Raw genomic sequence first — 25,823 nt, forward strand, 5'->3', positions numbered from 1 at the left:
AATCGCACAAACAGACGGAGACCTGTCGTGGCTGAGATGAAACTCGCCCCCGGAAACGGGCCCGAAACCGGATCCGCAACCGCCCTGCGCAGCAGTCAGGACAGCTGGTTGCGCCGCAACAGGCAGACGCTGGCGCCGCTCTTGTTCCTTGCTCCCGGTGTCATCTTTTTCCTGTTCTACGTGATCTTTCCGATCCTGCAGAGCTTTAACCTGTCGTTCTATCGCTGGGACGGTTTGGGGGATCCGCAGTTCATCGGGATGGAGAACTACCGAGAGCTGATGGATGACCGTGCGTTTGAAGTTTCGCTCTGGAACAACCTGAAATGGCTTCTGCTGTATCTTCTGGCGATCCCGGCAGGTTTGTTCATCGCGCTGTTTCTCAATCAGACGGTGACTGGCATTCGCCTTTACAAGTCGCTGTTCTTCTTCCCATTTGTCATCAGTCAGGTCGTCGTCGGCCTGGTTTTCAGCTGGTTCTACGACCCGACTTTCGGCCTTCTCAACCAAGTGCTTGGATGGGTCGGTCTTGGGCCATTGAATGTGCTGGGGGATCCGACCCTTGTGACATACGGCATCATTGCTGCGGGCCTCTGGCCACAGACGGCTTATTGCATGATCCTCTATCTTACAGGTCTCAACGCGGTTGACCCCGAACAGGTCGAGGCCGCGCGCCTGGATGGGGCGAAAGGGGCAAAGATGCTGTGGTATGTCATCATCCCGCAGCTGCGCCCGGCGACCTTTGTGGCCTTTGTGGTGACGATCATCGGCGCACTGCGCAGTTTTGACCTCATCTCGATCATGACCAACGGCGGCCCGTTCGGCTCAAGCCGGGTGCTGTCGTTCTACATGTTTGAGAAGGCACTTTCCGAATATGGCTTCCGCATGGGCTATGGCGCGGCTATCGCGGTGGTGCTATTCCTGATCATGCTGTGCTTCATCGCCTATTTCCTGTGGTCCATGTACCAAGACGACAAAGGGGGCCGCTGATGTTTCCCAAACCTATCCAAAACAGCTCGCGTGCGTGGCAGACAACCTATCAGGCACTGGTTCCGGCGGCGCTGGTGATGTGGTTATTGCCACTGATCGCGGTGGCGATCTTCTCGATCAAACCTGAGGCGGATTTCACCACGGGCAACTACTGGGGGGTGCCGTCATCCTTTGAAGGGTTCAGCAACTACGGCCGGGTCTTCTTCGGCTCGGACATGCCGCGCTATCTGCTGAACTCCGTCCTGATTACCGTGCCCACGGTGATTGGCGCGGTCGCGCTGTCCTGCATGACGGGCTTCGCGCTCGGCGTTTATAAATTCCGCGGCAACCTGTTGCTGTTCTTCATGTTTGTTGCAGGCAACTTCGTCCCGTTCCAGATCCTGATGGTCCCGGTGCGCGATCTGACATTGGACATGGGGCTCTATAACACCAAAACCGGCCTGGTTCTGTTTCACATCGCCTTTCAGACCGGCTTCTGCACGCTGTTCATGCGCAACTTCATCCGCGCCCTACCTTTTGAATTGATCGAAGCGGCCCGCGTCGAAGGGGTCGCGGAGTGGCGGATTTTCTGGTTCGTGGTTTTGCCGCTGATGAAACCTGCGATTGCCGCGCTGAGCGTGCTGATCTTCACCTTCATCTGGAATGATTATTTCTGGGCCGTGGTCCTGACACAGGGCGCCGAGAGCCAACCGGTGACAGCAGGCATCACATCGTTCAACGCGCAATACCGGGCGGCTTACCACCTGATGAGCGCAGGCAGCATTGTCGCGGCACTGCCGCCGGTTGCCATGTTCTTCCTGATGCAACGCCATTTCATCGCCGGCCTGACATTGGGGGCGGTGAAGTGAGCAGACGCGAAGATACCCGCTGCTGGGCACTTGAGGGTCAGAGCCAAAGCCTGATCCTTGCCGCCCACGGGGATGATCTGGCCGAGATCGTCTACTGGGGCCCGCGGCTTCCGCAAGGGAGCGACCTGGAGATGATCGCCGCAGCCTCGCGCATGGACGTCACGGGGGGCATGCTGGATGCCGTGCCGCCACTGTCGATCTGCCCCGAGGCCCGCCGCACCTTTCCCGGACAGCCCGGTCTGTCGCTTGCAGATGCTACGGGCAAGGCGCTACTGCCCCGTTTTACCTTTGATCGCGTGGAGGAAAGCGATCAGGCGCTCAGCCTGCACTACCGCGATGCGGAACACGGTCTTCGCTATCAGGCGCAATTCGAGCTGACACGCAAAACCGGCATGATCCGTGCGCAGGCCTCGCTCATTTCTGAGCGGCCGATCAGCGTGAACTGGCTGTCTGCACCGGTCTTTCCCGCACCTCAGAACGGGCAGGACATGATCGACTTTCATGGCCGCTGGATCGGGGAGTTTCAAACCAGCCGCACACCGTGGAGCGCTGGCGCGCGTCTCAGGGACAATCCCACAGGACGCACCGGGCATGAGTATTTCCCGGGTTTGATCCTACCCTGTACGGGCGCCACAAACACCCAGGGTTCCGCCTACGCCTTTCACTACGGCTGGTCAGGCGGCCACAAAATGCTGGCGGAAGAGCTGCCAGACGGGCGTCGCCAAATCCAATGGGGCCATGCAACCGGCAGCCGCCGCAATCCAGGCACCAGATTTGAAACTGCACCGCTCTACGCCGTGTTCTCGGATCAGGGAACCAATGGCTGCGCTGTCACCTTCCAGCGCCACCTGCGCGATGAGATCCTGCGCCCCCCTGCACCCGCGCGCCCGCGACCGGTGCACTACAACTGTTGGGAGGCGGTCTATTTCGATCACGACCACGCCACGCTCTGCGATATTGCAAGCCGGGCCGCAGCACTGGGAGCCGAACGGTTCGTGCTGGACGATGGTTGGTTTGGCAGGCGGGATGACGACACCAGTTCCCTTGGCGACTGGGCAATCGACGCGCGCAAATATCCCGATGGGCTGATGCCGCTGATCAACCATATTCATGCAGAAGGCATGACATTCGGCATCTGGTTTGAACCGGAAATGATCAACCCGGACAGCGATCTGTTTCGCGCCCACCCAGACTGGGTGCTGGGCGATCGGGATCAGGTGCTTGGCCGACAGCAAATGGTTCTGAATATCGCCCTGCCTGAGGTTCAGGCCTATCTCTACGATCACATCGCAGCCGTGCTGTCAGATCATCCGATCGACTATGTCAAATGGGACCATAACCGCGTGCTGCCGGAACCGGACAGCGCGCAGGCCGAGGCGGTTTATTCGCTGTTTGACCGGCTGCGCGCAGATTTCCCGCAAGTGGAATTCGAGAGCTGTTCTTCTGGGGGTGGGCGCATTGACTTTGGCATCCTGTCGCGCACCCATCGGGTCTGGCTTTCAGATAGCAATGACCCGATAGAGCGGCTGCGGATCCAGCATGAAGCCGCGCTTTTCCTGCCGATGGTTGTCACTGGCAGCCATGTTGGTCCGCGCACCTGCCACACCTCTGGTCGGGTGACAGATATCCGGCTGCGTGCCTGGGTCGCGGCCCAGCGTCACATGGGGTTTGAAATGGACCCGCGCGAGCTGACAGAAGAAGAAGCAGACATTCTGCGCCAGGTTACCCGTTGGTGGAAAGACAACCGCCACTGGACGGAGCGGGCGGATATTCTGCGGCTCGACAGCGATGACCCTGCCGTCATCGCAGAGCTGCAGCGCGCAGAAGATGGCAGCCGCTTTGTCGCCTTTTCCGGCCTGCGCGAGCCAAGCGCGCAAATCCTGCCGCGCCCCCTGCGCCTTGCTGGGCTGGAGCCTGACGCCCACTATGAAATCCGCTTGCTGAACCGCGAGGACGCCCCAGGTCTTTCGCGCGGATCGCCTCTTTTGAAAACCGGGACCGCGACACTCAGCGGCCAATATCTGATGCACCAAGGGATCACCCTGCCCTGGACATTCCCACAGTCGATCTGGGTGATTGAAGGAACACGCCTATGACCAAAGACAGACGAAATCGCGCCTGGTATGGCAAATTGGACAAAGACGGCTTCATCCACCGCAGCTGGATGAAAAACCAGGGATTTCCGGACCATGCCTTTGACGGTCGGCCAATCATCGGGATCTGCAACACCTGGTCAGAGCTGACGCCCTGCAACTCTGGCCTGCGCGATCTCGCCGAGGGGGTAAAGCGCGGCGTCTGGGAGGCAGGTGGATTTCCCGTGGAATTCCCGGTCATGTCGCTGGGTGAGACCCAGATGAAGCCCACGGCGATGCTGTTTCGCAATCTCCTCGCGATGGACGTAGAGGAATCGATACGGGCCTATGGAATTGACGGCGTTGTCCTGCTTGGCGGTTGTGACAAGACCACACCGGGCCAGTTGATGGGGGCTGCCTCTGTTGATCTGCCGGCCATCGTCGTCAGCTCGGGCCCGATGCTGAACGGCAAGTGGCAGGGCAAGGATATCGGCTCAGGTACTGACGTCTGGAAGTTCTCGGAAGCGGTGCGCGCCGGTGAGATGACGCTGCAGGATTTCATGGCGGCTGAATCCGGCATGAGCCGGTCCAAGGGCGTGTGCATGACCATGGGCACGGCCTCCACTATGGCGTCCCTCGTTGAGGCGATGGGGATGAGCCTGCCAACCAATGCCGCCCTGCCCGCAGTGGATGCCCGCCGCATGGCTCTGGCGCATCTGACCGGCAAGCGGATCGTCGAGATGGTTGAGGAAGACCTCAAACCCTCGGACATTCTGACCCGCGACGCTTTCATCAATGCGATCATGGCCAACGCAGCTGTCGGGGGATCCACCAATGCGGTGGTGCACCTTCTGGCCCTCGCCGGGCGTGTCGGGGTTGACCTGTCTCTGGATGATTTCGGCCTTGGCAGTGACATCCCGCTTCTGGTCAACTGCATGCCCTCAGGGAAATACCTGATGGAAGATTTTTGCTATGCCGGCGGTATGCCTGTCGTGTTGAAGCGACTTGCTGACAATGGACACCTGCGCAGCAACACCACTGTTTTGGGCGGTGACATCACGGCCTATGCCGAGGGTGCGGAATGTTTCAACGATGACGTCATCAAGAGCTTTGATAACCCGGTAAAACCTGCAGCCGGCCTGCGTGTTCTGCGCGGCAATCTTGCGCCCAACGGTGCCATCGTCAAACCATCGGCCGCGACCGACCATCTTCTGGAACACGAAGGCGTTGCACATGTCTTTGAGACGATTGAAGATCTGAAAGCCAATATCGATCGCGATGATCTGCCCGTCACGAAGGACACCATTCTGGTGCTGAAGGGTGTTGGGCCCAAGGGCTATCCCGGCATGCCGGAGGTCGGCAATATGCCGATCCCCCGCAAACTGGTCCGCGAAGGGGTGCGAGATATGATCCGCATCTCTGATGGCCGCATGTCCGGGACGGCTTTTGGCACCGTGATCCTGCATGTTTCACCTGAATCCCAGGCCGGTGGCCCCCTTGGTCTGGTCCAGACCGGCGACCGCATCCGGGTCAGCGCAAAGAACGGCACCCTTGATCTGCTGGTTTCACAGGAAGAGCTGACAGCACGTCGTGAGGCCTGGCAGCCAGAGCCGCCGCATTACACACGCGGCTACGCCAAACTCTACGTCGACAGCGTCCTTCAGGCAGAGAAAGGGGCTGATCTTGATTTCCTCGTGGGCAAAGATACCCGCCCCGTAACACGGGAGAGCCACTGATGAGCGACACTGCAATCTTTCCGGACCTGAAGGGGGCTTCGGTTTTCATCACCGGCGGCGGTTCCGGCATTGGTGCCGCGCTGAGCGAGGGATTCCTGCGTCAGGGCGCCAAGGTCGCGTTTGTCGGACGGTCTGATGCCTCTGCTTTTGCTGCGCGCATGGAGGCTGAGACAGGCAACCGTCCCTTGTTCATCCAATGCGACATCACCGATATCCCTGCCCTGAAGTCCGCGATTGAGCAGGCGGCAGAGGCGCATGGCCCAATCACCACGCTGGTGAACAACGCTGCCAATGATCAGCGCCACGCGACATTGGATGTGGACGAGGAATTTTGGGACTGGGCGCAGGCGATCAATCTCAAGGCCTATTTCTTTGCCTGTCAGGCGGTGTTGCCGGGGATGCAGGCTGCCGGTGGTGGTTCGATCGTCAACTTCACCTCCATCAGTTACATGATGGGCAACAGCGGCTATCCCGCCTACACGACAGCAAATGCAGGCATCAACGGCATGACACGAAGCCTCGCACGTGAGTTCGGGGCAGATCGGATCCGGGTCAACGCGCTGGCGCCGGGGTGGGTACTGACGGATAAGCAACTCGACAAATGGGCAACGCCGGAGGCGCTTGCGGCTCATCTGGAACGGCAATGCCTGAAGGACCATCTCGCGCCACAGGACATCGTAGGCTCAACGCTCTTTCTCGCCTCGGCGACCAGCCGCATGATCACTGGGCAAACGCTGGTTGTGGATGGCGGGGTTGTGGTGACAGGATGACGGCGCATCCCAATCTTTCCCCTGACACGATGCCCGGCGCCTCCGTGCCTGCGTGGATTGCGGCGGACTGGGGCACCAGTCAACTGCGCCTGTGGGTGATGGATCGCGAGGATACCGTGATCGACCGGATAACCTCGGATCGGGGCATGTCCCGACTGAGCCCGCAGGACTATGAGCCCACCCTTCTGGACCTCTTGGGCGATCATCTCCCAACGGGCGGAAACAGCCCGCTTCCGGTTATCTGCTGCGGAATGGCAGGCTCACGTCAGGGCTGGGCCGAGGCCCCCTATGCCAGCACCCCCTGCCCGCCACCAGGCATTGCAGAGGCCACCCAGCCAGCGACCAAAGATCCACGTCTCGCGGTCTATCTGCTGCCCGGCATCAAAACCACGGATCCAGCAGATGTCATGCGGGGGGAAGAGACCCAGATTGCGGGCTACCTCGCACAAGACAGAGACCCTGCCGCCTCGCAAGTCATCTGCTTGCCTGGCACCCACAGCAAATGGGCCAGACTTGATCAGGGAGAAGTCACCAGCTTTTCGACCTTCATGACAGGAGAGCTGTTCGCCCTTCTTCAGGGCCAATCCGTCCTGCAGCACTGCGTGTCAGAGGAGGGCTGGGACGAGACCGCATTTGAACAGGCCGTCTGTGAGGCGCTTGCCAATCCAGCTGCGATCGCCGCCCAACTGTTTCGCCTGCGTGCAGATGCGCTTTTGTCTGGGCAAAGCCCCGAAACCGGACGTGCTCGCCTGTCAGGGCTTCTGATCGGGGTTGAGCTCGCAGCGACGCAAGACGACTGGTCAGAGCAACACGTCACCCTGCTGGGCGCGGACCAGCTTGCCCGTCGTTATGAAACGGCCCTGTCTACACAGGGGTGCACCGCCCGCCGCGTTGACGCCGAAACCCTGACGCTTGCAGGCCTCACAGCCGCATATGACCAATTGAAAAAGAGCCAAACGCCATGAGCCGAAACATCATTGCCATCCTGCGTGGTCTGCGCCCGGAAGAGGCGCGTGACATGACCGATGCCCTGATTGATGCGGGCATCACCAAGATCGAAGTCCCGCTGAACTCACCACAGCCCTTCGACAGTATTGCCACGATGCTGGATCAGGCCCAAGGGCGCGCGACAGTCGGCGCGGGGACCGTTTTGAGCCCCGAGACAGTGGCTCAGCTATCTGCAATCAGGGCACAGATGGTCGTCTCCCCCGACTGCAACCCGGATGTGATCCGTGCCACAAAATCCGCTGGCATGTTGTCCTATCCGGGGGTCTTCACCGCGTCAGAGTGCTTCTCTGCACTCCGCGCTGGCGCGGACGGGTTGAAGTTTTTTCCCGCATTCAAGCTGGGGCTCGACGGGTTCTCAGCGCTGAAGGCCGTTTTGCCAAAAGATGCAGAAACCTATGCTGTTGGCGGCGTCGGACCAGCGGACTTCGCGGACTGGCAGAAAGCGGGCATCACCGGTTTTGGCATGGGCTCTTCTCTTTATAAACCCGGTCATTCGGCCAAAGAGGTTGCCCGCCTTGCCGCAGAGACGGTCGCAGCCTACGACGAGGCGTTTGATGGCCAGTGACGTGACCACTCACCCCTCCACGGCGGAGATTTTCAGCGAAACCCGCTGCACGTTGGGTGAAGGTCCGCTGTGGCACCCAACCCGCCAGCAGCTGTTCTGGTTCGACATCCTCGGACAGCAATTGTTCAGTGTTGCAAATGGTAAAGAGATCCGCTGGCAGTTTGATGACTGCGTTTCAGCCGCCGGTTGGGTCGATGACCATACCCTCATCATGGCCAGCGCCAGCGCGCTTTGGCGTTTTGACATCGAAGCCGGTGTGCGGTCGCATCTGATAGACCTAGAGGCGGACAAGCCTCTAACCCGTTCAAATGACGGGCGCGCGGATCCTTGGGGCGGTTTCTGGATTGGAACCATGGGCTACAACGCCGAAACCGGGCTTGGGGCCATATATCGCTACTTCCGGGGCGAGCTGCGCAAACTGGTTCATTCCCAGACCATCACAAACGCGATCTGCTTTTCTCCGGATGGGTCCTGCGCCTATTTTACGGATACGGCCACTGGCAAAATCATGCGCCAGCCGCTGGCGAAAGACGACGGATGGCCGATTGGCGCACCCTCTGTCTTTCTTGATCTCAGCAGCGAAGACTTTGGCCCCGATGGCGCGGTTGTCGATGCCACAGGTCGGTTCTGGAACGCCCAATGGGGGGCAAGCCGCGTCGCGGTTTATACGCCCTCAGGTGACTTGACCGAGATCTACCCCCTCCCGACGGCGCAGGCCTCCTGCCCTGCCTTTGGGGGCAAAGACCTGTCGGATCTGTTTGTGACCACCGCTGCCGACGGGCTGGATGATCCGGCTGCGGGAAAAACCTATCGCATTGAAACACGGGCCAAAGGCCAACGCGAACATCGCGTCATTCTCTGAGGACATCTATGCAGCGCACACTTGGCACCTGCTATTATCCCGAACATTGGCCCGAAGACATCTGGCAGCAAGACGCCGCGCGCATGGTTGCGGCTGGCCTCACTTGGGTGCGGATTGGTGAATTTTCGTGGTCCCGGATCGAACCAACCCCCGGCGATCTGCAATGGGACTGGCTGGATCGGGCTATCGACACCCTGGTCTCAGCAGGGCTGAAAGTGGTGCTTGGCACACCAACCGCAACGCCGCCGCGCTGGATGGTAGACCGGCATCCGGATATGTTTGCGCTTGATCAAGACGGCAAACCCCGGGGATTTGGATCCCGCCGCCACTATTGTTTCAGTCACCAGGGCTACCGCAAGGAGGCCCGACGCATCGTCACCCTTATGGCGGAACGCTATGGACCGGGCGATCGGATCGCCGCCTGGCAGACCGACAACGAATATGGCTGCCACGACACCACGGTCAGCTATTCCGATGCCGCCCGCGCAGCGTTCGTGCGGTGGTTGGAAACACGGTACGGCGGCGACATAGGCGCGTTGAACGCGGCTTGGGGCAATGTCTTTTGGTCGATGGACTACAATCGCTTCGAACAGATCGGCCTGCCCAATCTCACGGTGACAGAGCCGAACCCGGCCCATGTACAGGCGTTCCGGCGGTTTTCCTCAGATCAGGTCGTGAGCTTCAACCGCGATCAGGTTGAGATCCTGCGCGCCCATTCTGATGCACCAATTGCCCATAACTACATGGGGCGGGTGACTGATTTCGATCACTACAAGGTTGGCGAGGATCTCGAAATCGCCAGTTGGGACAGCTACCCCTTGGGCTTTCTAGAGGACAGGGTCGGGGCCAGCCCAGAGAAGCAGCGCCGCTACGCGCGGCAGGGCGATCCAGATTTTCAGGCCTTTCACCACGACCTCTATCGCGCGGTCGGACGCGGTCGCTGGTGGGTGATGGAACAACAGCCCGGCCCGGTAAATTGGGCCCCTTACAACCCTGCCCCCTTGCCCGGCATGGTGCGTTTCTGGACTTGGGAGGCCTTTGCCCACGGGGCAGAGGCAGTCTGCTATTTCCGCTGGCGGCAAGCGCCGTTTGCGCAGGAGCAACTCCACGCAGGGATGCTGCGCCCGGACAGCGCCGAAGCACCTGCTATCGTCGAGGCCCGCCAGGTTGCTGAGGAACTGGCCAATGCGGGGGACGTTGCCCCATCGCAGGCCCCGGTCGCGCTAGTCTTTGACTACGATGCAGAATGGGCCTGGCAGGTGCAACCGCATGGTCACGGGCTTAGCTATTTCGATCTTGTCCTAGAACATTACCGCGCTCTGCGTCGCGCCGGTTTGTCGGTGGACATCGTCGCGCCAACCCAAAGCGATTTTTCCGGATATGCGCTGATCCTTGCGCCGGGGCTGATGCATCTGACGGACAGTCTGCGCCAAGCCTTGGCCAAGGCCGAAGGTCAGGTGCTTTACGGTCCACGCACCGGTGCGCGCGATGCAGATTTCAAGATCCCGACCAGCCCCCTCCCCCCTGCACTGGATGGGCTGGAGGTTGTTGTCGCAGCCGTAGAGAGCATACGCCCTGATATGCCCCTGCCCCTTGCCAACGTAGACGGGGCAGTCACCGGGTATCTGGAAACACTGGAAACCGCGGCAGAGGTGCTGGTTGAAACCGCAGCAGGTCAACCCGTCGCTGTTGCCGCAGCCAACCAAGTCTATTGCGCGGGTTGGCTTGATGGCGACGGCCTTGATCATCTCGTTGCGACATTCTGTGCACGCGCGGGTCTTGGGATTTGCAAGATGCCCGAGGGCGTGCGGCGTCGACAGACCGCTACAGAAGAGTTCTGGTTCAATCATCTTGCGGAACCGGTTGACACCGAGGTGGGCACACTGCCCCCTGCCGGGGTCTTTAGACGCCCGCGAAAAAGCTGAACGCAAAAACCGCCAGAGCCTGCGCTCTGGCGGCTTGTTTCAATAAATATGGTCTGGCCTCAGACTGTACCGCCCAGGCTTCCTTCAAGCGTGGCCAGCTCTTGTCCGCCAGCCATCATGTCCTGCAACTCCTCAGCCGAGATTTCGCCGCGCTTTGCCGTTCCGAGGGTCTGACCCCGATTCAACACAGTGAAACGATCCCCAACAGCAAGCGCATGGCGGACGTTGTGGGTGATGAAAACCACCGCAACCCCCTGCTTGCGCACCTTGTCGATAGTGGCAAGGACATTGGCCGTTTGGCGCACGCCAAGGGCAGATGTCGGCTCATCCAGGATCAGAACCTTGGCCCCAAAATGCACCGCACGCGCAATCGCAACGGTCTGACGCTCACCACCAGACAATGTGCCGACCGCCTGTTCCGGCCCCCTCAGATTGATGCCCATCTTGCGCATTTCTTCCATCGTCACACGATTTGCGTAATCGTGGTCAAAGAACCGAAACGGGCCGATCTTGCGCAGGGGTTCGTTCCCCATAAAGAAGTTCCGGCTCACCGACATCAGGGGGATCATCGCAAGGTGCTGATGCACTGTTGCAATTCCTGCCGCAATTGCATCGCGCGGATCGGCAAAATACATGGGCTGGCCTTCAAAAAGGATGTCCCCTTTTGTTGGTTTGTGAACCCCGGACATGGTCTTGATGAAGGTTGATTTCCCCGCCCCGTTGTCCCCCAAGAGACAGTGGCATTCCCCCGGATAGATATCGACTGAGACCCCCGCCAGCGCAATGACGCTGCCGAAGTGTTTTTCGATGTTCTGCATCCGGATCAAAGGTTGAGACGACGTCATATCAGCGCTCTCCCGTGATGATGCGGCGGATGTAGGTGTTCAGGATCACGGCAAACAGCAGGATCAGACCAAGAAAGACCCGAAACAGCGAGCTTTCGACACCGGCAAAGAACAGACCCTGCTGCACCACGCCAAAAATCAGCGCCCCCAAGGCCGCTCCGATGACAGAGCCATAGCCGCCTGTCAGCAAGGCCCCCCCGATAACCACGGCGATGATCGCCTCGAATTCCTTCAACAACCCACGATCAGAGCCGGCCCCGCCAAACTCCATCACCTGACAGGCTGCAAACACCGTGGCGCAGAAAGCTGTGAACATGAACATGAGGATCTTGACGCGGTTGACCGGTACACCCGAATTGCGCGCCGCCTCTGCATCACCGCCTGCCGCAAAAATCCAGTTCCCGAACCGGGTTTTGGTCAGGATCACGTGACCGACAATGACCAGAACAATTGCCCAGACAACCAGCATCGGCAGGCCGTCGACGACAGGCTGCCCCTTGCGTGTTCCCCGCTCAAAGACCGCGATCCAGCCGTTGTCACCAAGCCACTGAAACAGCCCCGTCAGGATCTTGCCGCCGAACACTGCCGCCAGCCAATCCCCTTGGGCTGCGTCGGACACGCCACCGATGATGGTTTTGCGTTCGATGGTCTGTGGCAGATAGATCGCAAAGCCCCGCAGGATGAACAAAAACGCAAGCGTCACGATAAAACTGGGCAGACCTGTGCGCACAACGATGTAACCGTTGAGTGCCCCGATCGCGAGTGCGATCACAAAGGTAACGATGATGGCCATCCAGACAGGCCAACCAAGCGTCACGCTGAAGATCGCAATCAGCATACCTGCAAAGCCGATCATGGAGCCGACCGACAGATCAAACTCTCCGGCGATCATCAGCAGACAGGCGCCCACCGCGATAATCATGAATTGTGCCGAAATCTGCCCCCAGTTCAGCACCCCCTGGCTGTTGAACATTCCGCTGTCCCCAGCGAAAATCAGAAACATGGCAAAGACGAGGATGGTGCCGATGATCCCGCCCAGCTCTGGGCGGATCAGGGCTTCGCGAAAGCGGGAACGATGTTTGATCCGCTCGTCTCCCGCGACCTGAGTTTGTACGTCAGTCATGGTAATCTCTCTGAAAAAAGGCGGCCAATCGGAATCGGCCGCCCAAACAAAAGACAGGTGATCAGCGGTATTCGCCCGCGAATTGTTCAACCTTTTCCAGGCCGTCCTTTGTCACGAAACCGGGGCCGGAGTTGATGTTGTTGCCGGGCAGCACGCCATAGCGGTGGTAGTTGGTCAAAACCACAACCGGCAGATAGGCCTGCAGGAACGGCTGCTGATCGATGCCCCAGTTGATCACACCGGATTTCAGTCCTTTGACGATCTCTTCACCCAGGTCGAAGGTGCCAAAGTAAATGTCACCGGCCATACCGTTTTCTTCCAACGCCAACATGGTCGGATCCGCCGAGGTCGGGCCAAGCGTCAGGATCGCGTCAGTTTCCGGATTGGTGTTGAGATAGGCCAAAACGCGGTTCTTGATCTCTGCCGGATCCTGTCCGCTGTCGATCATCTGATCGCCAAGTTCGATGCCAAGCCCATCGGCAAAGCCCTGGCACCGCTCTGTCGAAGAGGGCGAGCTGATGTAGTGGTTCACACAAAGAAAGCTGCCGACTCCGTCACCCTTTGCACGCACACCCGCGGCATAGCCCGCGTCATATTCGGGCTGACCCACGTACATGAGCGCCCCAACTTCACGGGCCTGATCCGGGGTGCCTGAGTTCATGATGATCACGTCCACGCCGCTGTCGACAGCCGCCTTGATCGGGCCGGACAGGACATCATAGTCGGACAGCGTCGTGATGATCCCATTCGGGCCAGAGGCTGCGGCCTGTTCGATGATGCGGGCCATGTCAGCAAGGTCACCCGTCGGCGGATTGCGGTACTCCACCTCAACATTCATCTGCTCTCCGGCGAGCGCGATGCCGTTCTTGATGGTGTTCCACCAGCTGTCACTGTCGGGCGCATGGCTCACAAGGATGTATTTCTCACCCTCCGCAGAAGCAGCCGTCGCGGCCATCAGCGGCGCTGCGGCAACGGCGGTGGCCATCACAAATGTCTTGATTACGGACGTCATTCTTTCCTCCCAAAGTTTTTCGTCACGATCGCATCGGGCCGTTCCCCGCGCGTCAGCGATAACCAAAACACGAATCGCAAAAATTTGCAACCGGTTGCAAAATGTGCCAAGATTTTCCTGCTGAAATCACTGCAGATCCGCGATAAACAACCTGATCTCAGAATCTGAGAAGATCAAAAAGGCGCTGGCCCGCCGGGACGTCGGGCCGCAGCAAGAGGAAGTCAGAGCAATGGCGGTCACGCTGAAAGATGTTGCAGAACGGGCCAAGGTATCGCGGTCAGCGGTTTCGCGCACCTTCACAGACGGGGCATCGGTTTCTGAAAAAATGCGACGCAAGGTCGAGAAAGCCGCGCAGGAGCTGGGCTATAGCCCAAATGCTCTGGCATCCTCGCTAACAACCGGGCGGACAAAACTAATCGGGCTGGTCTCCAACAACTTCCACAACCCAATTTTTCTGGAGGTCTTTGACCGGTTCACCCGTCGCCTGCAGGACAAGGGGCTGCGCCCGCTTCTGGTCAATCTCAGCGACGAAACCGACCCGGAAAACTCCGTTCGGATGTTGCGGCAGTATTCTGTAGATGGCGTGGTCGTTGCCTCGTCAACCCTGCCAACGGGCTTTGCCAAGGCATTTCGCGACGCCGGCGTCCCTGTTGTGCACAGCTTTGGCCGGGCTTCATCCAGTCCGCAGGTGCATGTTGTGGGCATCGACAACGTCGAAAGCGGCCGGATGGCCGCGCAGACGCTTGTGGCGCGCGGCTACATAGAGGTTGCATTCATGGGTGGGCCGCAAAATGCGACCTCTACCCAGGACCGTTTTGAAGGGTTTTGCGCCGAGATGGCGAAACACCCGGATCTGAAACACAGCCACAGCTTTGCGGATGCCTATTCGTTTGAGGCCGGCCGCAAGGAAATGCTGCGCCTATTGGAACACAAGCCAGCCCAGGCCTATTTCTGCGGCGACGATGTTCTGTCCCTTGGCGCGCTGAGCGCCATCAAAGACCGTGGCCTGAAGGTGCCCGAAGACATTGGCATCATCGGGCTAAATGACATGGAAATGGCCCGTTGGGAGAGCAACAGCCTCACCACCATTCACCAGCCGATTGAACAGATCGTCAACTCATCCATCGAACTGGTCGTAGCCATGCTCGACGAACCTGATCGCTACCCCGAGGCGCGGATTTTTCCCTGCCGGGTGGTTGAGCGCAGCACCCTGCGCCCGTTGCCCTCTAGCTAAGCTGGAAAGCCGATCCAGATGCCGGGTGGGGGCAGCTCAACACTACCCCCGGCACGGATCAGGTCAGCGGAACATCGGTGGGCGGGCATCAACCCAATCGCCATCTGCCTTGCCGCTTTCAGCAACGGCAAATACCGCAGCCATAGACCGTAGCCCGTCAACGGCACGCGGATAGAGATCCGCAGCCGGATCCATCGCACGCCCCTCTTTATCAGCGCGGATTGCCTCGGCCAGATCACTATAGATATTGGCGAAGGCAAGCGGCATGCCCTCGGCATGGCCGATGGTCACGCGGGTGGTGCGGTCGGCTTCGGGGCTCAGCCCGGCCTCTCCACGTTCGATCACCTGCAACCGCTCCCCAAGGGGCATCCAATAAAGCTGGTTGGGTTGCTCTTGCGCCCACCGCAGCCCCCCCTTTTCTCCAAAGACCTGCAAAGTCAGGCCGTGCTGACGGCCAATCGCAATCGAAGAGGTCCAGAGCCTGCCAACCGCGCCACCATCGAAACGCAGATTGACCATCGCGTCGTCTTCCAGTTCACGGCTGGCAATGCAGCTTACGGTATCGGCAGACAGGCGCTCTGCCTCCTGACCAATCACAAAACTCGCCATGTGCAGGGAATGTATTCCGCAATCGGCAAACTGTGCCGACACCCCAGCCTGAGCCGGATCATACCGCCAGCGCACACGAGGATTGTCTGCATCTTCCGCATCAGCATGGTGGCCGTGAGCGAATTCAGCCTTGACCATGCGGATCTTTCCCAGATCTCCCCGCGCGACCATCGCTTTCATGTGCCGCACAAGGGAGTAGCCGCTATAGCCATAGTTCACTGCGCAAATCTTGCCCGTGGCCTGCGCGATGCGAACAATGTCTTCGCCTTCTTCCACGGTCATCGTCATCGGCTTTTCGCACAGCACGTGAAAGCCCGCTTCGAGAAAGGCCTTGGTTATTTCGAAATGGGTGGCGTTTGGTGTCGCCACCGTCACGAGGTCGACACGATCCTCGCGACCGCGCTCTCCTGCGAGCATTTCTTGCCAGCTGCCATAGGCCCGATCCGCTGCCAGTCCCAACCGCTGGCCGTACGCGCGCCCTTCATCAGGGCGATGATCCAAGGCCGCCGCAGCGAATTCAAACGCACCATCCAAGCCAGCACCCAGGCGATGAGCCGGGCCGATCTGGCTCCCCTCTCCGCCGCCGATCATGCCCCATTTCAGTTTCGCCATGATCGCCTCCCTCAATTAAAGCCAATAGATTCAAGATATTCACGGTTCAGGCGCGCATCACCCAAAGGATCAGGATCAAGCGTTGGATCGCAATCCTGTTCAACCGTACACCAGCCAGAGAACTCCGCCCCGACAAGCACATCACGAACGGCAGCGAAATCAACATCCCCCTGCCCGAGATTGCAGAATATCCCCTGCCCGCAGGCATCATAAAACCCTGTCCGCTTGTCGATCACATCGGCCTTCACCTTGGGATCGATGTCCTTGAAATGCATATAGCTGATCCGCCCGATATGCCGTTTCATAAAGGCGACCGGATCAAACCCCGCATAGGAATGATGACCCGTGTCAAAACAGATCTTCAGGATGTCTTCATCGACCTCGTCCAGCAACCGCTCCAACTCCGGTTCGAAATCCATAAAGCCCGCAGCATGAGCATGTATCCCAACCGTCAGCCCATAGTCCCCTGATCCGATCCGGGCGATGGTTGCCAGGCGATCACGAAAGGCGCTCCATTCGGCATTGTCCATCTGCTCAGCCTCAGACGCGCGGCCAGCAGTTGGCGCGCGCCGCTCTGAAATAGAGTCGATCAGCACCAGATGCTCTGCACCGTGCGCCCTAAGCGCGGCGCACGTCCGATGGGCCGCATCCAGAACCTCGTCCCATTTCGCAGGATCATGGAACGGGCGAAACACCACGCCGCCAATCAGCTCCAGACCATTCTCCGCGAGCGCCTCTGAGAGCACTGCGGGATCTTCGGGCATAAAGCCGACAGGCCCAAGCTCAATTCCCTTGTAGCCAGCCGCAGCACATTGCTTCAGCACGGTTTGCCAAGACGGATTGCGCGGATCCTGAGCAAACTCCACCCCCCAGGAACAGGGCGCATTGCCAATTCTGATAGTCATTTCGGTGATCTTTCTCGGAAATTTCAGAAATCTGATACGGCCTGCCAGGCGCGCGTTCTGGATGCGGTCATGGCCGCCGTGATGACCTGATTAACCGCCATACCATCTTCAAAGGTCGGCCAAATCGGTTGTCTTGTCTCAATCGCCCTGAGGAAATCCCGCGCTTCAATCAGGATCTGGTCCTGATAACCCGTCCCATGCCCCGGTCCCTGACAAAACGGCAGGTAGTCGGGATGCGACGGGCCTGTCAGAATCTTGCGAAAGCCGCGCTGCGCTTCATCGCCCTCGGCGAGATAGAGCCAAATCGCATTCTGATCTTCCTGATCGAACCGAATGGCCCCCTTGGTGCCGGTGATCTCATAGGCATATCCCATCTTGCGACCGGTCGCGATCCGGCTGAAGAACATCTGGCCCATTGCGCCATTGGCGAAACGACACATCATCTGTCCCTGGTCGTCATTTGTGACCGACCCGCCGGGCCGTTCGTGGTGAACCGTCTCGATTTCGGCGATCACCTCAGCAATCGGCCCAATCAACGCCATTGCACCATTGATCATATGGGGCGCCAGATCGCCCATCGTGCCGTTGGCGTCTCCTTGCGTGCGCCAAGTCGCCGGAGCGTCCGGATCGGCATAGAAATCCTCGGTATGCTCGCCCCTGAACCAGGTGATGTCGCCGATCGCCCCCTGCGCGATCAGATAACGGGCATACTGGCTGGCGGGAGTGCGGATATAGTTGAACCCAACCATGTTGGGGCAACCAGATACGGTTGCGGCGGCCACCATTGCGCGGCTGTCCTCTAGCGACGCCCCCAGCGGTTTTTCGCAGAACACCGGCTTGCCAAGCGCAAAGGCCGCTTCGGCGACCTGCCTATGGGTTTCCTGCGGCGTTGCAATCACGATTGCCTCAACCTTCGGATCCTCAACCAATGCCTGCCAGCGGTCAGTTGCACGAGAAAATCCATAGGCCAGTCTGTATTTCTCGGCGCTCTCAGGGCTGGAGGCACAGACCATTTCCAACCGCGGGCGCAGTGCCGTGTTGAACACGGCACCAACGGCCGACATGGCCACAGCATGGGCCTTGCCCATATAGCCGCCACCAAGAATTCCGATGCCGATCTCGGTCATCCTTGCCTCTCCCTGTTTGAAATTCAATTTGCAACCGGTTGCAAAACTTGTATCTTGGGATTCGAAATCTCGCAAGACGAAATCGTCGCGAGCACGGATCACCTGCAGGGACACTTTCGAATGACGCCGCCGCCCGAAACACTCAGATTGACGACCGCACAGGCCATTATCCGCTGGCTTTCCAACCAGTTCATCGACATCGACGGCGAAGAATATCGCCTGTGTGGTGGCGGCTTTGGCATCTTTGGCCACGGCAATGTGACCTGCCTCGGCGAAGCGCTGTACCAGGCGCAAGATGCCCTGCCCCTCTATCGCGGCCAAAACGAGCAGAGCATGGGATTTGCGGCTGCCGGATATGCCAAACAGTGGTTGCGGCAACGGTTCATGTTCTGCACAGCCAGCGCCGGGCCGGGCACATCGAACCTGTTGACCTCGGCCGCCCTCGCCCATGCCAACCGTCTGCCGATGCTCATGCTCTGCGGGGATGCATTTCTGACCCGGCTTCCGGATCCTGTGCTGCAGCAGATGGAGAATTTCGGCGACCCGACCTTTGGCGTCAACGATGCCTTCAAACCGGTCTCACGCTACTGGGACCGGATTACGCACCCTGCCCAGGTCATACAGTCTCTGCCCGCAGCAGTGGCGACCATGCTGGATCCCGGTGACTGCGGCCCTGCCTTTCTGGGGTTGCCGCAGGACGTACAGGGCTGGACCTACGATTATCCGGCTGTGTTCTTTGAAAAGAAAGTACATCGCATCCGGCGCACAACACCAGATGCAGCCGAGATAGACGACGCGGTTGCCCTGCTGCGATCCGCCCAGCGCCCCATGATCATTGCCGGCGGAGGCGTTCAATACAGCCGCGCAGTGCAAGAGCTGACCAAGTTTGCCGAAGACCATCAGATCCCCGTGGTTGAAACCATCGCGGGGCGCGCCAATCTCACCAATGATCACCCGCTCAACATCGGTCCCATCGGCGTCACCGGTTCAGACAGCGCCAACGCGATCGCAGCGCAGGCGGATGTCATCCTGGCCGTCGGCACACGCCTGCAGGATTTCACCACCGGGTCGTGGACTGCATTTGCTCAGGACGCGCGCTTTATCTCGGTGAATGCCGCACGTCATGACGCGGGCAAGCACCGCGCTTTGCCGGTTGTCGGTGACGCCAAATGCGCGATACGTGCCCTCGCAGCCAATCTGGGGGACTACCGCACACCAGAGAATTGGGTACAGCTCGCGCGGCAAGAGCGACGCAAATGGTCAGCCTATGTTGCCGAAAACGTCAGCTATGGGGACAACCGCCCCAATTCCTATGCGCAGGCCATTGGGGTCGTGAATGCCTTGTGCGATCCGCGCGACCGGATCGTCGCCGCCGCTGGCGGGCTGCCCGCTGAGGTCACGGCCAACTGGCGCACGCTGTCCCCTGGCACTGTGGATGTGGAATTCGGTTTTTCCTGTATGGGCTATGAAATTGCCGGGGCCTGGGGCGCCCGCATCGCGCAGTGCGAACAAGAGCCTGAGAATGACACCATCGTTTTTGTTGGTGACGGATCCTACATGCTGATGAATTCCGACATCTACTCAAGCGTTCTGAGCCAAAAGAAACTGATCGTTCTGGTGCTGGATAACGGCGGATTCGCCGTCATCAACAAGCTTCAGAACAACACCGGCAATGCGAGCTTCAACAACTTGCTGTCCGACTGCCCCACGATCCCGGATCCTTTTGGTGTCGATTTTGCCTCCCACGCCCAAGCGATGGGTGCAGAAACGGAAACGGTTGCCAACCCGACAGAGCTGGCAGCAGCGTTCCAGCGCGCGCAAGCGTGCGAGCGGACATCTGTCATCGTCATGCGGGTTGACGCCTACGAAGGCTGGACCACCGAGGGTCACGCCTGGTGGGAGGTCGGCACCCCGCATATCACCGACGATAAGAACGTGGAGGCTGCCCATCTGGACTGGGAAGCAGGTCGCAGCCGTCAGCGGCGGGGGGTGTGATGGCTGATAGCTCCCTGATGCTGAACGCACGTAATATTCTGGTTATTGGCAGGGTCGGGATGGATCTGTCTCCGACACCGCCGGGAACCGCGACCGAAGACGCCACAGAGATGATGGTCGCAATGGGTGGCAGCAGTGCAAATATCGCGGCCGGTCTAGTAAAGCTGGGGTGTCGCACAGCGTTGGTCACAAGCGTTTCTGACGATGCAGTTGGCTGGTACTGCCTGACTCAGCTGGATCGCTACGGCGTTGACCGCCGCCACGTGAAACGCATCACAGGCGAGCACCGGACATCCCTTGCGGTCTATGAAACCCGCGTAGAGAACCACCAAAGCGTCATCTACCGCAACAATGCCGCCGATTTTCAGATGACGGTGGAAGACATCGACGCAATTGATCTTTCCCCATTCGACGCCCTGGTCACCGCTGGCACGGTATTTGCCGCAGAGCCGTCACGCGGCGCGGCCTTCCGGGCGTTTGAACGCGCACGCGACGCAGGGATGCCAGTGATCTTCGATGTCGATTACCGCCCCTATAGTTGGCCCTCCGCAGAGGTCGCTGCCGATGTGTTGTCGCGCGCAGGCGCAATGGCAGACATCATCGTGGGCAACGACGAAGAGTTCGGCTTCATGGCTGGCGCCTACGATCGGGGATTGGGCAAAGCCCGCGCACTCGCACACGAGAGCGCAGCCATTGTTGTCTACAAAATGGGCCACAAGGGCGCGGTCACCTTTGCGGGAGAGGCCGAGATCTCGACCGGCATCTTCCCAGTTGAGGCGCTGAAGCCAACCGGCGCAGGCGACAGTTTCATGGCGGGATTTCTCGCCGGGCTGGCAGAGGGGCGAGACATGAAGGACGCGATCCTGCGCGGCTCCGCCTGCGCCTCGATTGTTGTTTCAAAACCGGGTTGCGCCCCAGCGATGCCAGACACCGCCACCTTGGAGGCGTTTCTCAAAACGCACCCGGGGCCCACAGAAACCTAAGAGGACCGCAATGCACATCGCTCCCCATGACAATCTGAACAAACCCATTGTTGATGCGGATGACGCTCGGGTCCCGCTCAATTATTTCAACATCGTCAAACTGACAAAGGACCAGAGTTTTGAATATCAGGTGCCGGGCTATGAAACATGCATCGTGCCCGCAACCGGCACGGTCACGGTTGAGGTCGAAGGCCTGACTTACGCCAATCTTGGCAACCGCGGCGCAGACGTCTGGGACGGCGAGCCAGAAGGCGTCTACATTCCCGTCGGTGCAAAGGTGACCATCACCTGCCTCTCAGACAGCACAGAGACCTTTGTGGCCGGCGCGCGCTATGACAAGGTACTGACACCGTTTGAGGTGCGGGCCGACGGTATTGATCTGGTACAATACGGTTCTGACGACACCAAAACCCACCGAAAGATCAAACATATCCTTGGCCAGAAGCAGCACGACAAGGTGGGGCGTCTTCTGGTGTCGGAACTGTTTACAGTCGGTCAGGGGGGCTGGTCTGGTTTCCCCCCCCACAAGCACGACACCGACCGGACAGATCCCGATGGCACGATTATCGAAACCCGCCATGACGAAACCTACAACTTTCGCTTTCGCCCCAACCATGGCTCTGCGGTGCAGGTCTTGCAAAGAGAAGAAGGCAAACCCGGCGATGCCTATCAGCTCATGGATGGCTCAACCATGGTGATCGACAAAGGCTATCACCCCTGCGTGGTCATGCCCGGCTATGAGATGTACTATTTTACCATTCTTGGTGGGCTGAGCCAGCGCAGCCTTGTCCAGTTTTTCCAGCCCACCCACGCCTATCAGGTGGAGACTATTCCCGGCATCAAGGACATGGTGGCAAAGTTCAAATGACCCTCGCGACGCTTTCGGATGTCCTCCAGCCCGCCTTGAAGGGCGGCTATGCGGTGGCAGGTCTCGTCACCCTTGGCTGGGAGGACATGCGCGCCTATGTCACCGCCGCGGAGGAAGAGAACGTTCCGGTGATCCTGCAGGCAGGCCCCTCCTGTCGTCTCCACACGCCCCTTCCGATCCTTGGCAAGATGTTCACACATCTGGCAGAGGCCGCATCCGTTCCGGTGGTCGCCCACCTCGACCACGGCTACACCGTCGAGGACTGCCGCATCGCAATCGACAGCGGCTTTACCTCGGTTATGTATGACGGCTCGCGCAAACCGCTGGCTGAAAACATCGACGAAACCGCTGCAATCGTCGAAATGGCGAAGGCCGCTGGCGTGTCCTGCGAGGGAGAAATCGGATTTGTCGGCTATTCTGGTGGTGAAGGATCAGCGGGCACCGATCCAGAGGAAGCCCGCAGGTTTGCAGCAGAAACAGGCGTCGATGCGATGGCGATTTCGGTTGGCAATGTCCATCTGCAACAGGACAAGGAAGGCGGGCTGGACATTGACCGCATCCGCGCCATCGAGGCCGTGACGGATACACCACTGGTCATTCACGGCGGGTCCGGCGTTCCGATCGCGCAGCGTATGATGCTGGCTCAACACTCAAAGATCTGTAAGTTCAACATCGGGACCGAGCTGCGCATGGCATTTGGCGCCGCTCTGCGGCAGGCCGTGAACAAAGATCCCGCGCGGTTTGACAGGGTCAGTATCCTGTCTGAAACGCATGCCCCCCTCGTCTCTGCGACCCGCAAGGTTCTGAAGGCCTTCAAGGGAGAAACACCATGCTGAAGATTGGACTTCTTGGCTGCGGGCGGATCGGGCAGGTTCATGCCCGCTCGGTTGGACAGCTGGATGACGTGCGCATCACAGCCCTGAGCGATGCCAACCCCGAAGCGGCACAGGCGCTCGCGCTCAAGACCGGAGCCGAGGTGCGCAGCAGCGACGCCGTGATTGCGAGCGAGGATGTCGATGCAATTGTAATCGGGACGCCAACGGATACCCACTATGACCTGATCCACAAGGCAGCGGCAGCCGGCAAGGCGATCTTTTGCGAGAAACCCGTGGACATGTCCGCCGACCGCATTCGCGATTGCCAAAAGGCGGTTGCCAAGGCAGGCGTGCCCTTTCTGACCGCGCTCAACCGTCGTTTTGATCCCAGCTTCTCCAACTTGCAGAAACGCCTACGAGCAGGCGAAATCGGAGATGTCGAGATCGTCTCGATCCTGTCGCGCGACCCTGCCCCGCCACCGATCAGCTATATCAAGACATCAGGCGGCCTGTTTCGCGACATGATGATCCATGACCTTGATATGGCGCGGTTTCTGCTGGATGAAGAGCCCGTACTGGTGTTTGCGGTAGGTGCGGCATTGGTTGACCCTGCGATTGGCGCAGCCGGGGACGTGGACACCGCAGCGGTCACTCTCACCACGGCCAGCGGCAAGATTTGTCAGATTTCAAACTCCCGCAGAGCCACATATGGCTACGACCAGCGGATCGAGGTTCACGGCTCCAAAGGGATGCTGCGGGCAGCGAACCTGCTGGAAAACACCGTGGAAAGCGCAGGCAGCAGCGGCTTTACCACAGCCCCGGCGCAGCATTTCTTTCTCGAACGGTACGAGGCCGCTTACCGTATCGAAATGGCAACCTTCGCGCAGGCCGTGACATCAGGAACCCCGCTCTCTCCCAGCATCGATGACGGGTTGCGGGCACAGGTCCTCGCGGATGCGGCGGCAAAATCGCTGGAAACAGGCGCGCCTGTCAGGGTCTGATCAAGACCGCCTGAGAGGTTGATCGACTGCGCGACTCAGCTGGTTCGCCCTGCCCCGCACTGCAAGGACACAAGAAACAGACAGCATGCCTTGGCGACAATCCCACCTTTCCTGTCGCTTGTACGCTTTTGCTGCAGCGCAACAAGTTTCGCCGCCTGCCCTGTCACACGTGTAACCAGATTCTTCCGTGCATCAGCGTCGATTTCCTTTGCCTTCCAAGGCGATCTTGGAAAGCCTTTCAAAAACAGCCAGCAGGGAGAGCGGCATGAAAGTTGGATTTATCGGCCTGGGCAATGTCGGCGGCAAGCTGAGCGGCAGTCTCTTGCGCAATGGAGTGGAGCTGAGTGTCTATGACCTCAATCCGGACTTGGTTGCCAGCTTTGCAGAGCGGGGCGCCACGGCAGCCAGCAGTCCTGCTGAATTGATGCGCGACTGTGATGCTGTCATCACCTGCCTGCCCTCACCTGCCGCCTCTGATCAGGTCATGCAGATGATGCTGCCAGAGGTGCGCGAGGGCAAGATCTGGATGGAGATGTCGACCACGGATGAGGCCGAGATCAAGCGACTTGGAGCGTTGGTTCTGGCCGCTGGCGGCGCAGCGGTGGACTGCCCGGTGTCCGGCGGCTGCCACCGTGCCGACACCGGCAACATCTCAATCTTTGCAGGCTGTGATCGCCCCACCTTCGAACGCATCCTGCCCCTCTTGACCAAAATGGGCCGCCGTATCCTGCACACAGGAGAGATGGGCTCTGCTTCGGTTCTGAAAGTGATCACCAACTACTTGGCAACCGCAAATCTGATCACGTGCTGCGAGGCCTTGGTCACGGCAAAAGCCGCGGGCATGGATCTCAACACCACATATGAGGCGATCAAGATTTCATCCGGGACATCCTTTGTTCATGAGACGGAAAGCCAGGTGATTTTGAATGGCTCGCGCGACATCTCTTTCACCATGGACCTCGTGTCCAAGGATATCGGCCTGTTTCAGGCAGTGGCCGATCGCCACAACGTCCCGCTTGAGATGAACCCGTTGATGATCGACATTTTCAAAGACGGTGAAGCCCGGTTTGGTAGTCGGGAACTGTCTCCCAACATCATCAAACGTCTGGAGGAGGCAACCGGCCTCGACATTCGTGCGCCCGGTTTCCCGGCCGAGATGACAGATGATGAACCGGAAGAGCCAGGGTACGAGATCGTACCCGCCGGGCGCGGCAGCTAGGCCGCGGCCCCGCATCGGATCCGCAACCGACGAATCATCCAACATCACCTCCGAATCGATTCGGAGGTTCCCCGAATCGCGCGAAATATCCTGTCGCCAGCCTGCAGGAGACGGGTAATTTTCCGTCCTGACCCGCAAATTATGCGATTTGTGCATGGTTAATTCTTCGGAAACATAAGCCTTTCGGGATGCCTCCTTACCCGCTGTGATATACTTCTGGGACACTTCGTCACAGGGGTGACGCAACAATGGGAGGGGCACATGGCCTCAAAAATCGTAGTTGGCTACGACGGCAGCACAAGTGCGCGCTCTGCGCTGGACTTTGCGCTGAATGTGGCACGGGCACAGGGCGGCAGCATTGTCGTTGCGCATGTTCTGGAATGGTCGCCTTATTCGTTTCTGTCTGCTGAAGAGCTGGCTGAACGCCACAAGCGGCGCAGCGAAGAACTTGAGCGCGCAGAGCAGGCACTCATCAAACCGCTGTTGAAAGACATGGAAACAAGCGGTGTCGATGTGACCGCCGAGGTAAAATACGGCAACATCGCAGAGGTGCTGGTGAAAATCGCCAAATCCGAAAACGCCGATCTGATTGTGATCGGCCGCACAGGCCACTCCGCACTTTCATCGCGGCTGTTCGGTTCGGTTGCGGGGACGCTGGCGCAAGCGGCTCCGGTTCCCGTCACCATCGTTCCATAACATTGT

The 25,823-nt window shown here is 59.3% G+C and carries 23 protein-coding genes; 17 read left to right on the top strand and 6 right to left on the bottom strand.

Annotated features, from left to right (window positions below):
* Nucleotides 1–36 precede the first annotated feature (36 nt).
* From NIT7645_RS00865 to NIT7645_RS00905, 9 genes are read left to right on the top strand one after another with little or no spacing between them, the layout of a single operon-like run.
* Nucleotides 37–987 carry a carbohydrate ABC transporter permease gene (locus NIT7645_RS00865; RefSeq protein ID WP_008560057.1) on the top strand — a complete coding sequence of 317 codons (951 nt, stop codon included), beginning with the start codon at nt 37–39 and terminating at the stop codon, nt 985–987.
* A complete protein-coding gene (locus NIT7645_RS00870; RefSeq protein ID WP_008562517.1) occupies nt 987–1,835 on the top strand; it encodes a carbohydrate ABC transporter permease in 849 nt (282 codons plus the stop codon). The genes NIT7645_RS00865 and NIT7645_RS00870 overlap by 1 nt, the downstream gene beginning before the upstream one ends.
* Entirely contained in the window at nt 1,832–3,931 is a 2,100-nt protein-coding gene (locus tag NIT7645_RS00875; protein WP_008561822.1) for an alpha-galactosidase, read from the top strand. Before NIT7645_RS00870 ends, NIT7645_RS00875 begins: the two co-directional genes overlap by 4 nt.
* A complete protein-coding gene (locus NIT7645_RS00880) occupies nt 3,928–5,643 on the top strand; it encodes an IlvD/Edd family dehydratase (protein WP_008562609.1) in 1,716 nt (571 codons plus the stop codon). Before NIT7645_RS00875 ends, NIT7645_RS00880 begins: the two co-directional genes overlap by 4 nt.
* Nucleotides 5,643–6,413: an SDR family NAD(P)-dependent oxidoreductase gene (locus tag NIT7645_RS00885; RefSeq protein WP_008560725.1), complete on the top strand. Its 771-nt coding sequence runs from the start codon at nt 5,643–5,645 to the stop codon at nt 6,411–6,413. The genes NIT7645_RS00880 and NIT7645_RS00885 overlap by 1 nt, the downstream gene beginning before the upstream one ends.
* Entirely contained in the window at nt 6,410–7,378 is a 969-nt protein-coding gene (locus tag NIT7645_RS00890) for a 2-dehydro-3-deoxygalactonokinase (protein WP_008559259.1), read from the top strand. The genes NIT7645_RS00885 and NIT7645_RS00890 overlap by 4 nt, the downstream gene beginning before the upstream one ends.
* Complete coding sequence (locus tag NIT7645_RS00895) at nt 7,375–7,986, top strand: 2-dehydro-3-deoxy-6-phosphogalactonate aldolase (RefSeq protein WP_008560283.1); 612 nt, start codon at nt 7,375–7,377, stop codon at nt 7,984–7,986. The genes NIT7645_RS00890 and NIT7645_RS00895 overlap by 4 nt, the downstream gene beginning before the upstream one ends.
* Nucleotides 7,976–8,848 (top strand): SMP-30/gluconolactonase/LRE family protein, encoded by an 873-nt coding sequence (locus NIT7645_RS00900; RefSeq protein WP_008562853.1) that lies wholly within the window; start codon nt 7,976–7,978, stop codon nt 8,846–8,848. Before NIT7645_RS00895 ends, NIT7645_RS00900 begins: the two co-directional genes overlap by 11 nt.
* An 8-nt stretch (nt 8,849–8,856) precedes the next feature.
* Entirely contained in the window at nt 8,857–10,773 is a 1,917-nt protein-coding gene (locus NIT7645_RS00905) for a beta-galactosidase (protein ID WP_008560655.1), read from the top strand.
* 59 nt (nt 10,774–10,832) lie between these two features.
* Here NIT7645_RS00905 and NIT7645_RS00910 read toward each other — a convergent pair whose 3' ends face one another.
* The 3 genes from NIT7645_RS00910 to NIT7645_RS00920 form a co-directional block, all read right to left on the bottom strand.
* Complete coding sequence (locus NIT7645_RS00910; protein ID WP_008559754.1) at nt 10,833–11,618, bottom strand: ATP-binding cassette domain-containing protein; 786 nt, start codon at nt 11,616–11,618, stop codon at nt 10,833–10,835.
* Between the two features lies 1 nt (nt 11,619).
* Nucleotides 11,620–12,741, bottom strand: a complete 1,122-nt coding sequence (locus tag NIT7645_RS00915) for an ABC transporter permease (protein ID WP_008560969.1) — start codon at nt 12,739–12,741, stop codon at nt 11,620–11,622.
* A 61-nt stretch (nt 12,742–12,802) separates the two neighbouring features.
* On the bottom strand, nt 12,803–13,753 hold the full coding sequence (locus NIT7645_RS00920; RefSeq protein WP_008562773.1) for a sugar ABC transporter substrate-binding protein: 951 nt from the start codon (nt 13,751–13,753) through the stop codon (nt 12,803–12,805).
* 229 nt (nt 13,754–13,982) lie between these two features.
* On the opposite strand from NIT7645_RS00920, the gene NIT7645_RS00925 reads away from it, so the two are divergent.
* Nucleotides 13,983–14,987 carry a LacI family DNA-binding transcriptional regulator gene (locus NIT7645_RS00925; RefSeq protein WP_008559904.1) on the top strand — a complete coding sequence of 335 codons (1,005 nt, stop codon included), beginning with the start codon at nt 13,983–13,985 and terminating at the stop codon, nt 14,985–14,987.
* A 63-nt stretch (nt 14,988–15,050) separates the two neighbouring features.
* On the opposite strand, the gene NIT7645_RS00930 is transcribed toward NIT7645_RS00925, so the two are convergent.
* Genes NIT7645_RS00930 through NIT7645_RS00940 form a run of 3 tightly spaced genes read right to left on the bottom strand, consistent with a single transcriptional unit; the run spans nt 15,051 to nt 18,240 of the window.
* The gene (locus NIT7645_RS00930; RefSeq protein WP_008559258.1) at nt 15,051–16,208 is read right to left on the bottom strand and encodes a Gfo/Idh/MocA family protein; all 1,158 of its coding nucleotides are present in this window, start codon (nt 16,206–16,208) and stop codon (nt 15,051–15,053) included.
* Between the two features lie 11 nt (nt 16,209–16,219).
* The gene (locus NIT7645_RS00935; protein ID WP_008560991.1) at nt 16,220–17,113 is read right to left on the bottom strand and encodes a TIM barrel protein; all 894 of its coding nucleotides are present in this window, start codon (nt 17,111–17,113) and stop codon (nt 16,220–16,222) included.
* 23 nt (nt 17,114–17,136) lie between these two features.
* Complete coding sequence (locus NIT7645_RS00940) at nt 17,137–18,240, bottom strand: Gfo/Idh/MocA family protein (protein ID WP_207509041.1); 1,104 nt, start codon at nt 18,238–18,240, stop codon at nt 17,137–17,139.
* 120 nt (nt 18,241–18,360) lie between these two features.
* Here NIT7645_RS00940 and iolD point away from each other — a divergent pair, with 120 nt between their 5' ends.
* From iolD to NIT7645_RS00975, 7 genes are all read left to right on the top strand, one after another.
* Nucleotides 18,361–20,235, top strand: a complete 1,875-nt coding sequence (gene iolD / locus NIT7645_RS00945; RefSeq protein ID WP_008562457.1) for a 3D-(3,5/4)-trihydroxycyclohexane-1,2-dione acylhydrolase (decyclizing) — start codon at nt 18,361–18,363, stop codon at nt 20,233–20,235.
* Nucleotides 20,235–21,218 carry a 5-dehydro-2-deoxygluconokinase gene (gene iolC / locus NIT7645_RS00950; protein WP_008559210.1) on the top strand — a complete coding sequence of 328 codons (984 nt, stop codon included), beginning with the start codon at nt 20,235–20,237 and terminating at the stop codon, nt 21,216–21,218. The genes iolD and iolC overlap by 1 nt, the downstream gene beginning before the upstream one ends.
* A gap of 10 nt (nt 21,219–21,228) precedes the next feature.
* Complete coding sequence (locus NIT7645_RS00955) at nt 21,229–22,086, top strand: 5-deoxy-glucuronate isomerase (protein ID WP_008560734.1); 858 nt, start codon at nt 21,229–21,231, stop codon at nt 22,084–22,086.
* Nucleotides 22,083–22,922 carry a class II fructose-bisphosphate aldolase gene (locus NIT7645_RS00960; protein ID WP_008562356.1) on the top strand — a complete coding sequence of 280 codons (840 nt, stop codon included), beginning with the start codon at nt 22,083–22,085 and terminating at the stop codon, nt 22,920–22,922. Before NIT7645_RS00955 ends, NIT7645_RS00960 begins: the two co-directional genes overlap by 4 nt.
* Nucleotides 22,916–23,902 (top strand): inositol 2-dehydrogenase, encoded by a 987-nt coding sequence (gene iolG / locus NIT7645_RS00965; RefSeq protein ID WP_008562863.1) that lies wholly within the window; start codon nt 22,916–22,918, stop codon nt 23,900–23,902. Before NIT7645_RS00960 ends, iolG begins: the two co-directional genes overlap by 7 nt.
* 208 nt (nt 23,903–24,110) lie before the next feature.
* Nucleotides 24,111–25,121: an NAD(P)-dependent oxidoreductase gene (locus tag NIT7645_RS00970; protein WP_008562005.1), complete on the top strand. Its 1,011-nt coding sequence runs from the start codon at nt 24,111–24,113 to the stop codon at nt 25,119–25,121.
* Between the two features lie 261 nt (nt 25,122–25,382).
* Nucleotides 25,383–25,817 (top strand): universal stress protein, encoded by a 435-nt coding sequence (locus NIT7645_RS00975; RefSeq protein ID WP_008562617.1) that lies wholly within the window; start codon nt 25,383–25,385, stop codon nt 25,815–25,817.
* The last annotated feature ends 6 nt before the right edge of the window (nt 25,818–25,823 follow it).

Origin of the sequence: Phaeobacter italicus (genome assembly GCF_001258055.1) — a bacterium.
Lineage (GTDB): Bacteria > Pseudomonadota > Alphaproteobacteria > Rhodobacterales > Rhodobacteraceae > Phaeobacter > Phaeobacter italicus.

Bases quoted from the DNA above. Each gene is read 5' to 3' on its own strand.
- NIT7645_RS00865 (WP_008560057.1), top strand. From the start codon at position 37: ATGAAACTCGCCCCCGGAAACGGGCCCGAAACCGGATCCGCAACCGCC.
- NIT7645_RS00870 (WP_008562517.1), top strand. From the start codon at position 987: ATGTTTCCCAAACCTATCCAAAACAGCTCGCGTGCGTGGCAGACAACC.
- NIT7645_RS00880 (WP_008562609.1), top strand. From the start codon at position 3,928: ATGACCAAAGACAGACGAAATCGCGCCTGGTATGGCAAATTGGACAAA.
- NIT7645_RS00885 (WP_008560725.1), top strand. From the start codon at position 5,643: ATGAGCGACACTGCAATCTTTCCGGACCTGAAGGGGGCTTCGGTTTTC.
- NIT7645_RS00890 (WP_008559259.1), top strand. From the start codon at position 6,410: ATGACGGCGCATCCCAATCTTTCCCCTGACACGATGCCCGGCGCCTCC.
- NIT7645_RS00895 (WP_008560283.1), top strand. From the start codon at position 7,375: ATGAGCCGAAACATCATTGCCATCCTGCGTGGTCTGCGCCCGGAAGAG.
- NIT7645_RS00900 (WP_008562853.1), top strand. From the start codon at position 7,976: ATGGCCAGTGACGTGACCACTCACCCCTCCACGGCGGAGATTTTCAGC.
- NIT7645_RS00905 (WP_008560655.1), top strand. From the start codon at position 8,857: ATGCAGCGCACACTTGGCACCTGCTATTATCCCGAACATTGGCCCGAA.
- NIT7645_RS00910 (WP_008559754.1), bottom strand. From the start codon at position 11,618: ATGACGTCGTCTCAACCTTTGATCCGGATGCAGAACATCGAAAAACAC.
- NIT7645_RS00915 (WP_008560969.1), bottom strand. From the start codon at position 12,741: ATGACTGACGTACAAACTCAGGTCGCGGGAGACGAGCGGATCAAACAT.
- NIT7645_RS00920 (WP_008562773.1), bottom strand. From the start codon at position 13,753: ATGACGTCCGTAATCAAGACATTTGTGATGGCCACCGCCGTTGCCGCA.
- NIT7645_RS00925 (WP_008559904.1), top strand. From the start codon at position 13,983: ATGGCGGTCACGCTGAAAGATGTTGCAGAACGGGCCAAGGTATCGCGG.
- NIT7645_RS00930 (WP_008559258.1), bottom strand. From the start codon at position 16,208: ATGGCGAAACTGAAATGGGGCATGATCGGCGGCGGAGAGGGGAGCCAG.
- NIT7645_RS00935 (WP_008560991.1), bottom strand. From the start codon at position 17,113: ATGACTATCAGAATTGGCAATGCGCCCTGTTCCTGGGGGGTGGAGTTT.
- NIT7645_RS00940 (WP_207509041.1), bottom strand. From the start codon at position 18,240: ATGACCGAGATCGGCATCGGAATTCTTGGTGGCGGCTATATGGGCAAG.
- iolD (WP_008562457.1), top strand. From the start codon at position 18,361: ATGACGCCGCCGCCCGAAACACTCAGATTGACGACCGCACAGGCCATT.
- iolC (WP_008559210.1), top strand. From the start codon at position 20,235: ATGGCTGATAGCTCCCTGATGCTGAACGCACGTAATATTCTGGTTATT.
- NIT7645_RS00955 (WP_008560734.1), top strand. From the start codon at position 21,229: ATGCACATCGCTCCCCATGACAATCTGAACAAACCCATTGTTGATGCG.
- NIT7645_RS00960 (WP_008562356.1), top strand. From the start codon at position 22,083: ATGACCCTCGCGACGCTTTCGGATGTCCTCCAGCCCGCCTTGAAGGGC.
- iolG (WP_008562863.1), top strand. From the start codon at position 22,916: ATGCTGAAGATTGGACTTCTTGGCTGCGGGCGGATCGGGCAGGTTCAT.
- NIT7645_RS00975 (WP_008562617.1), top strand. From the start codon at position 25,383: ATGGCCTCAAAAATCGTAGTTGGCTACGACGGCAGCACAAGTGCGCGC.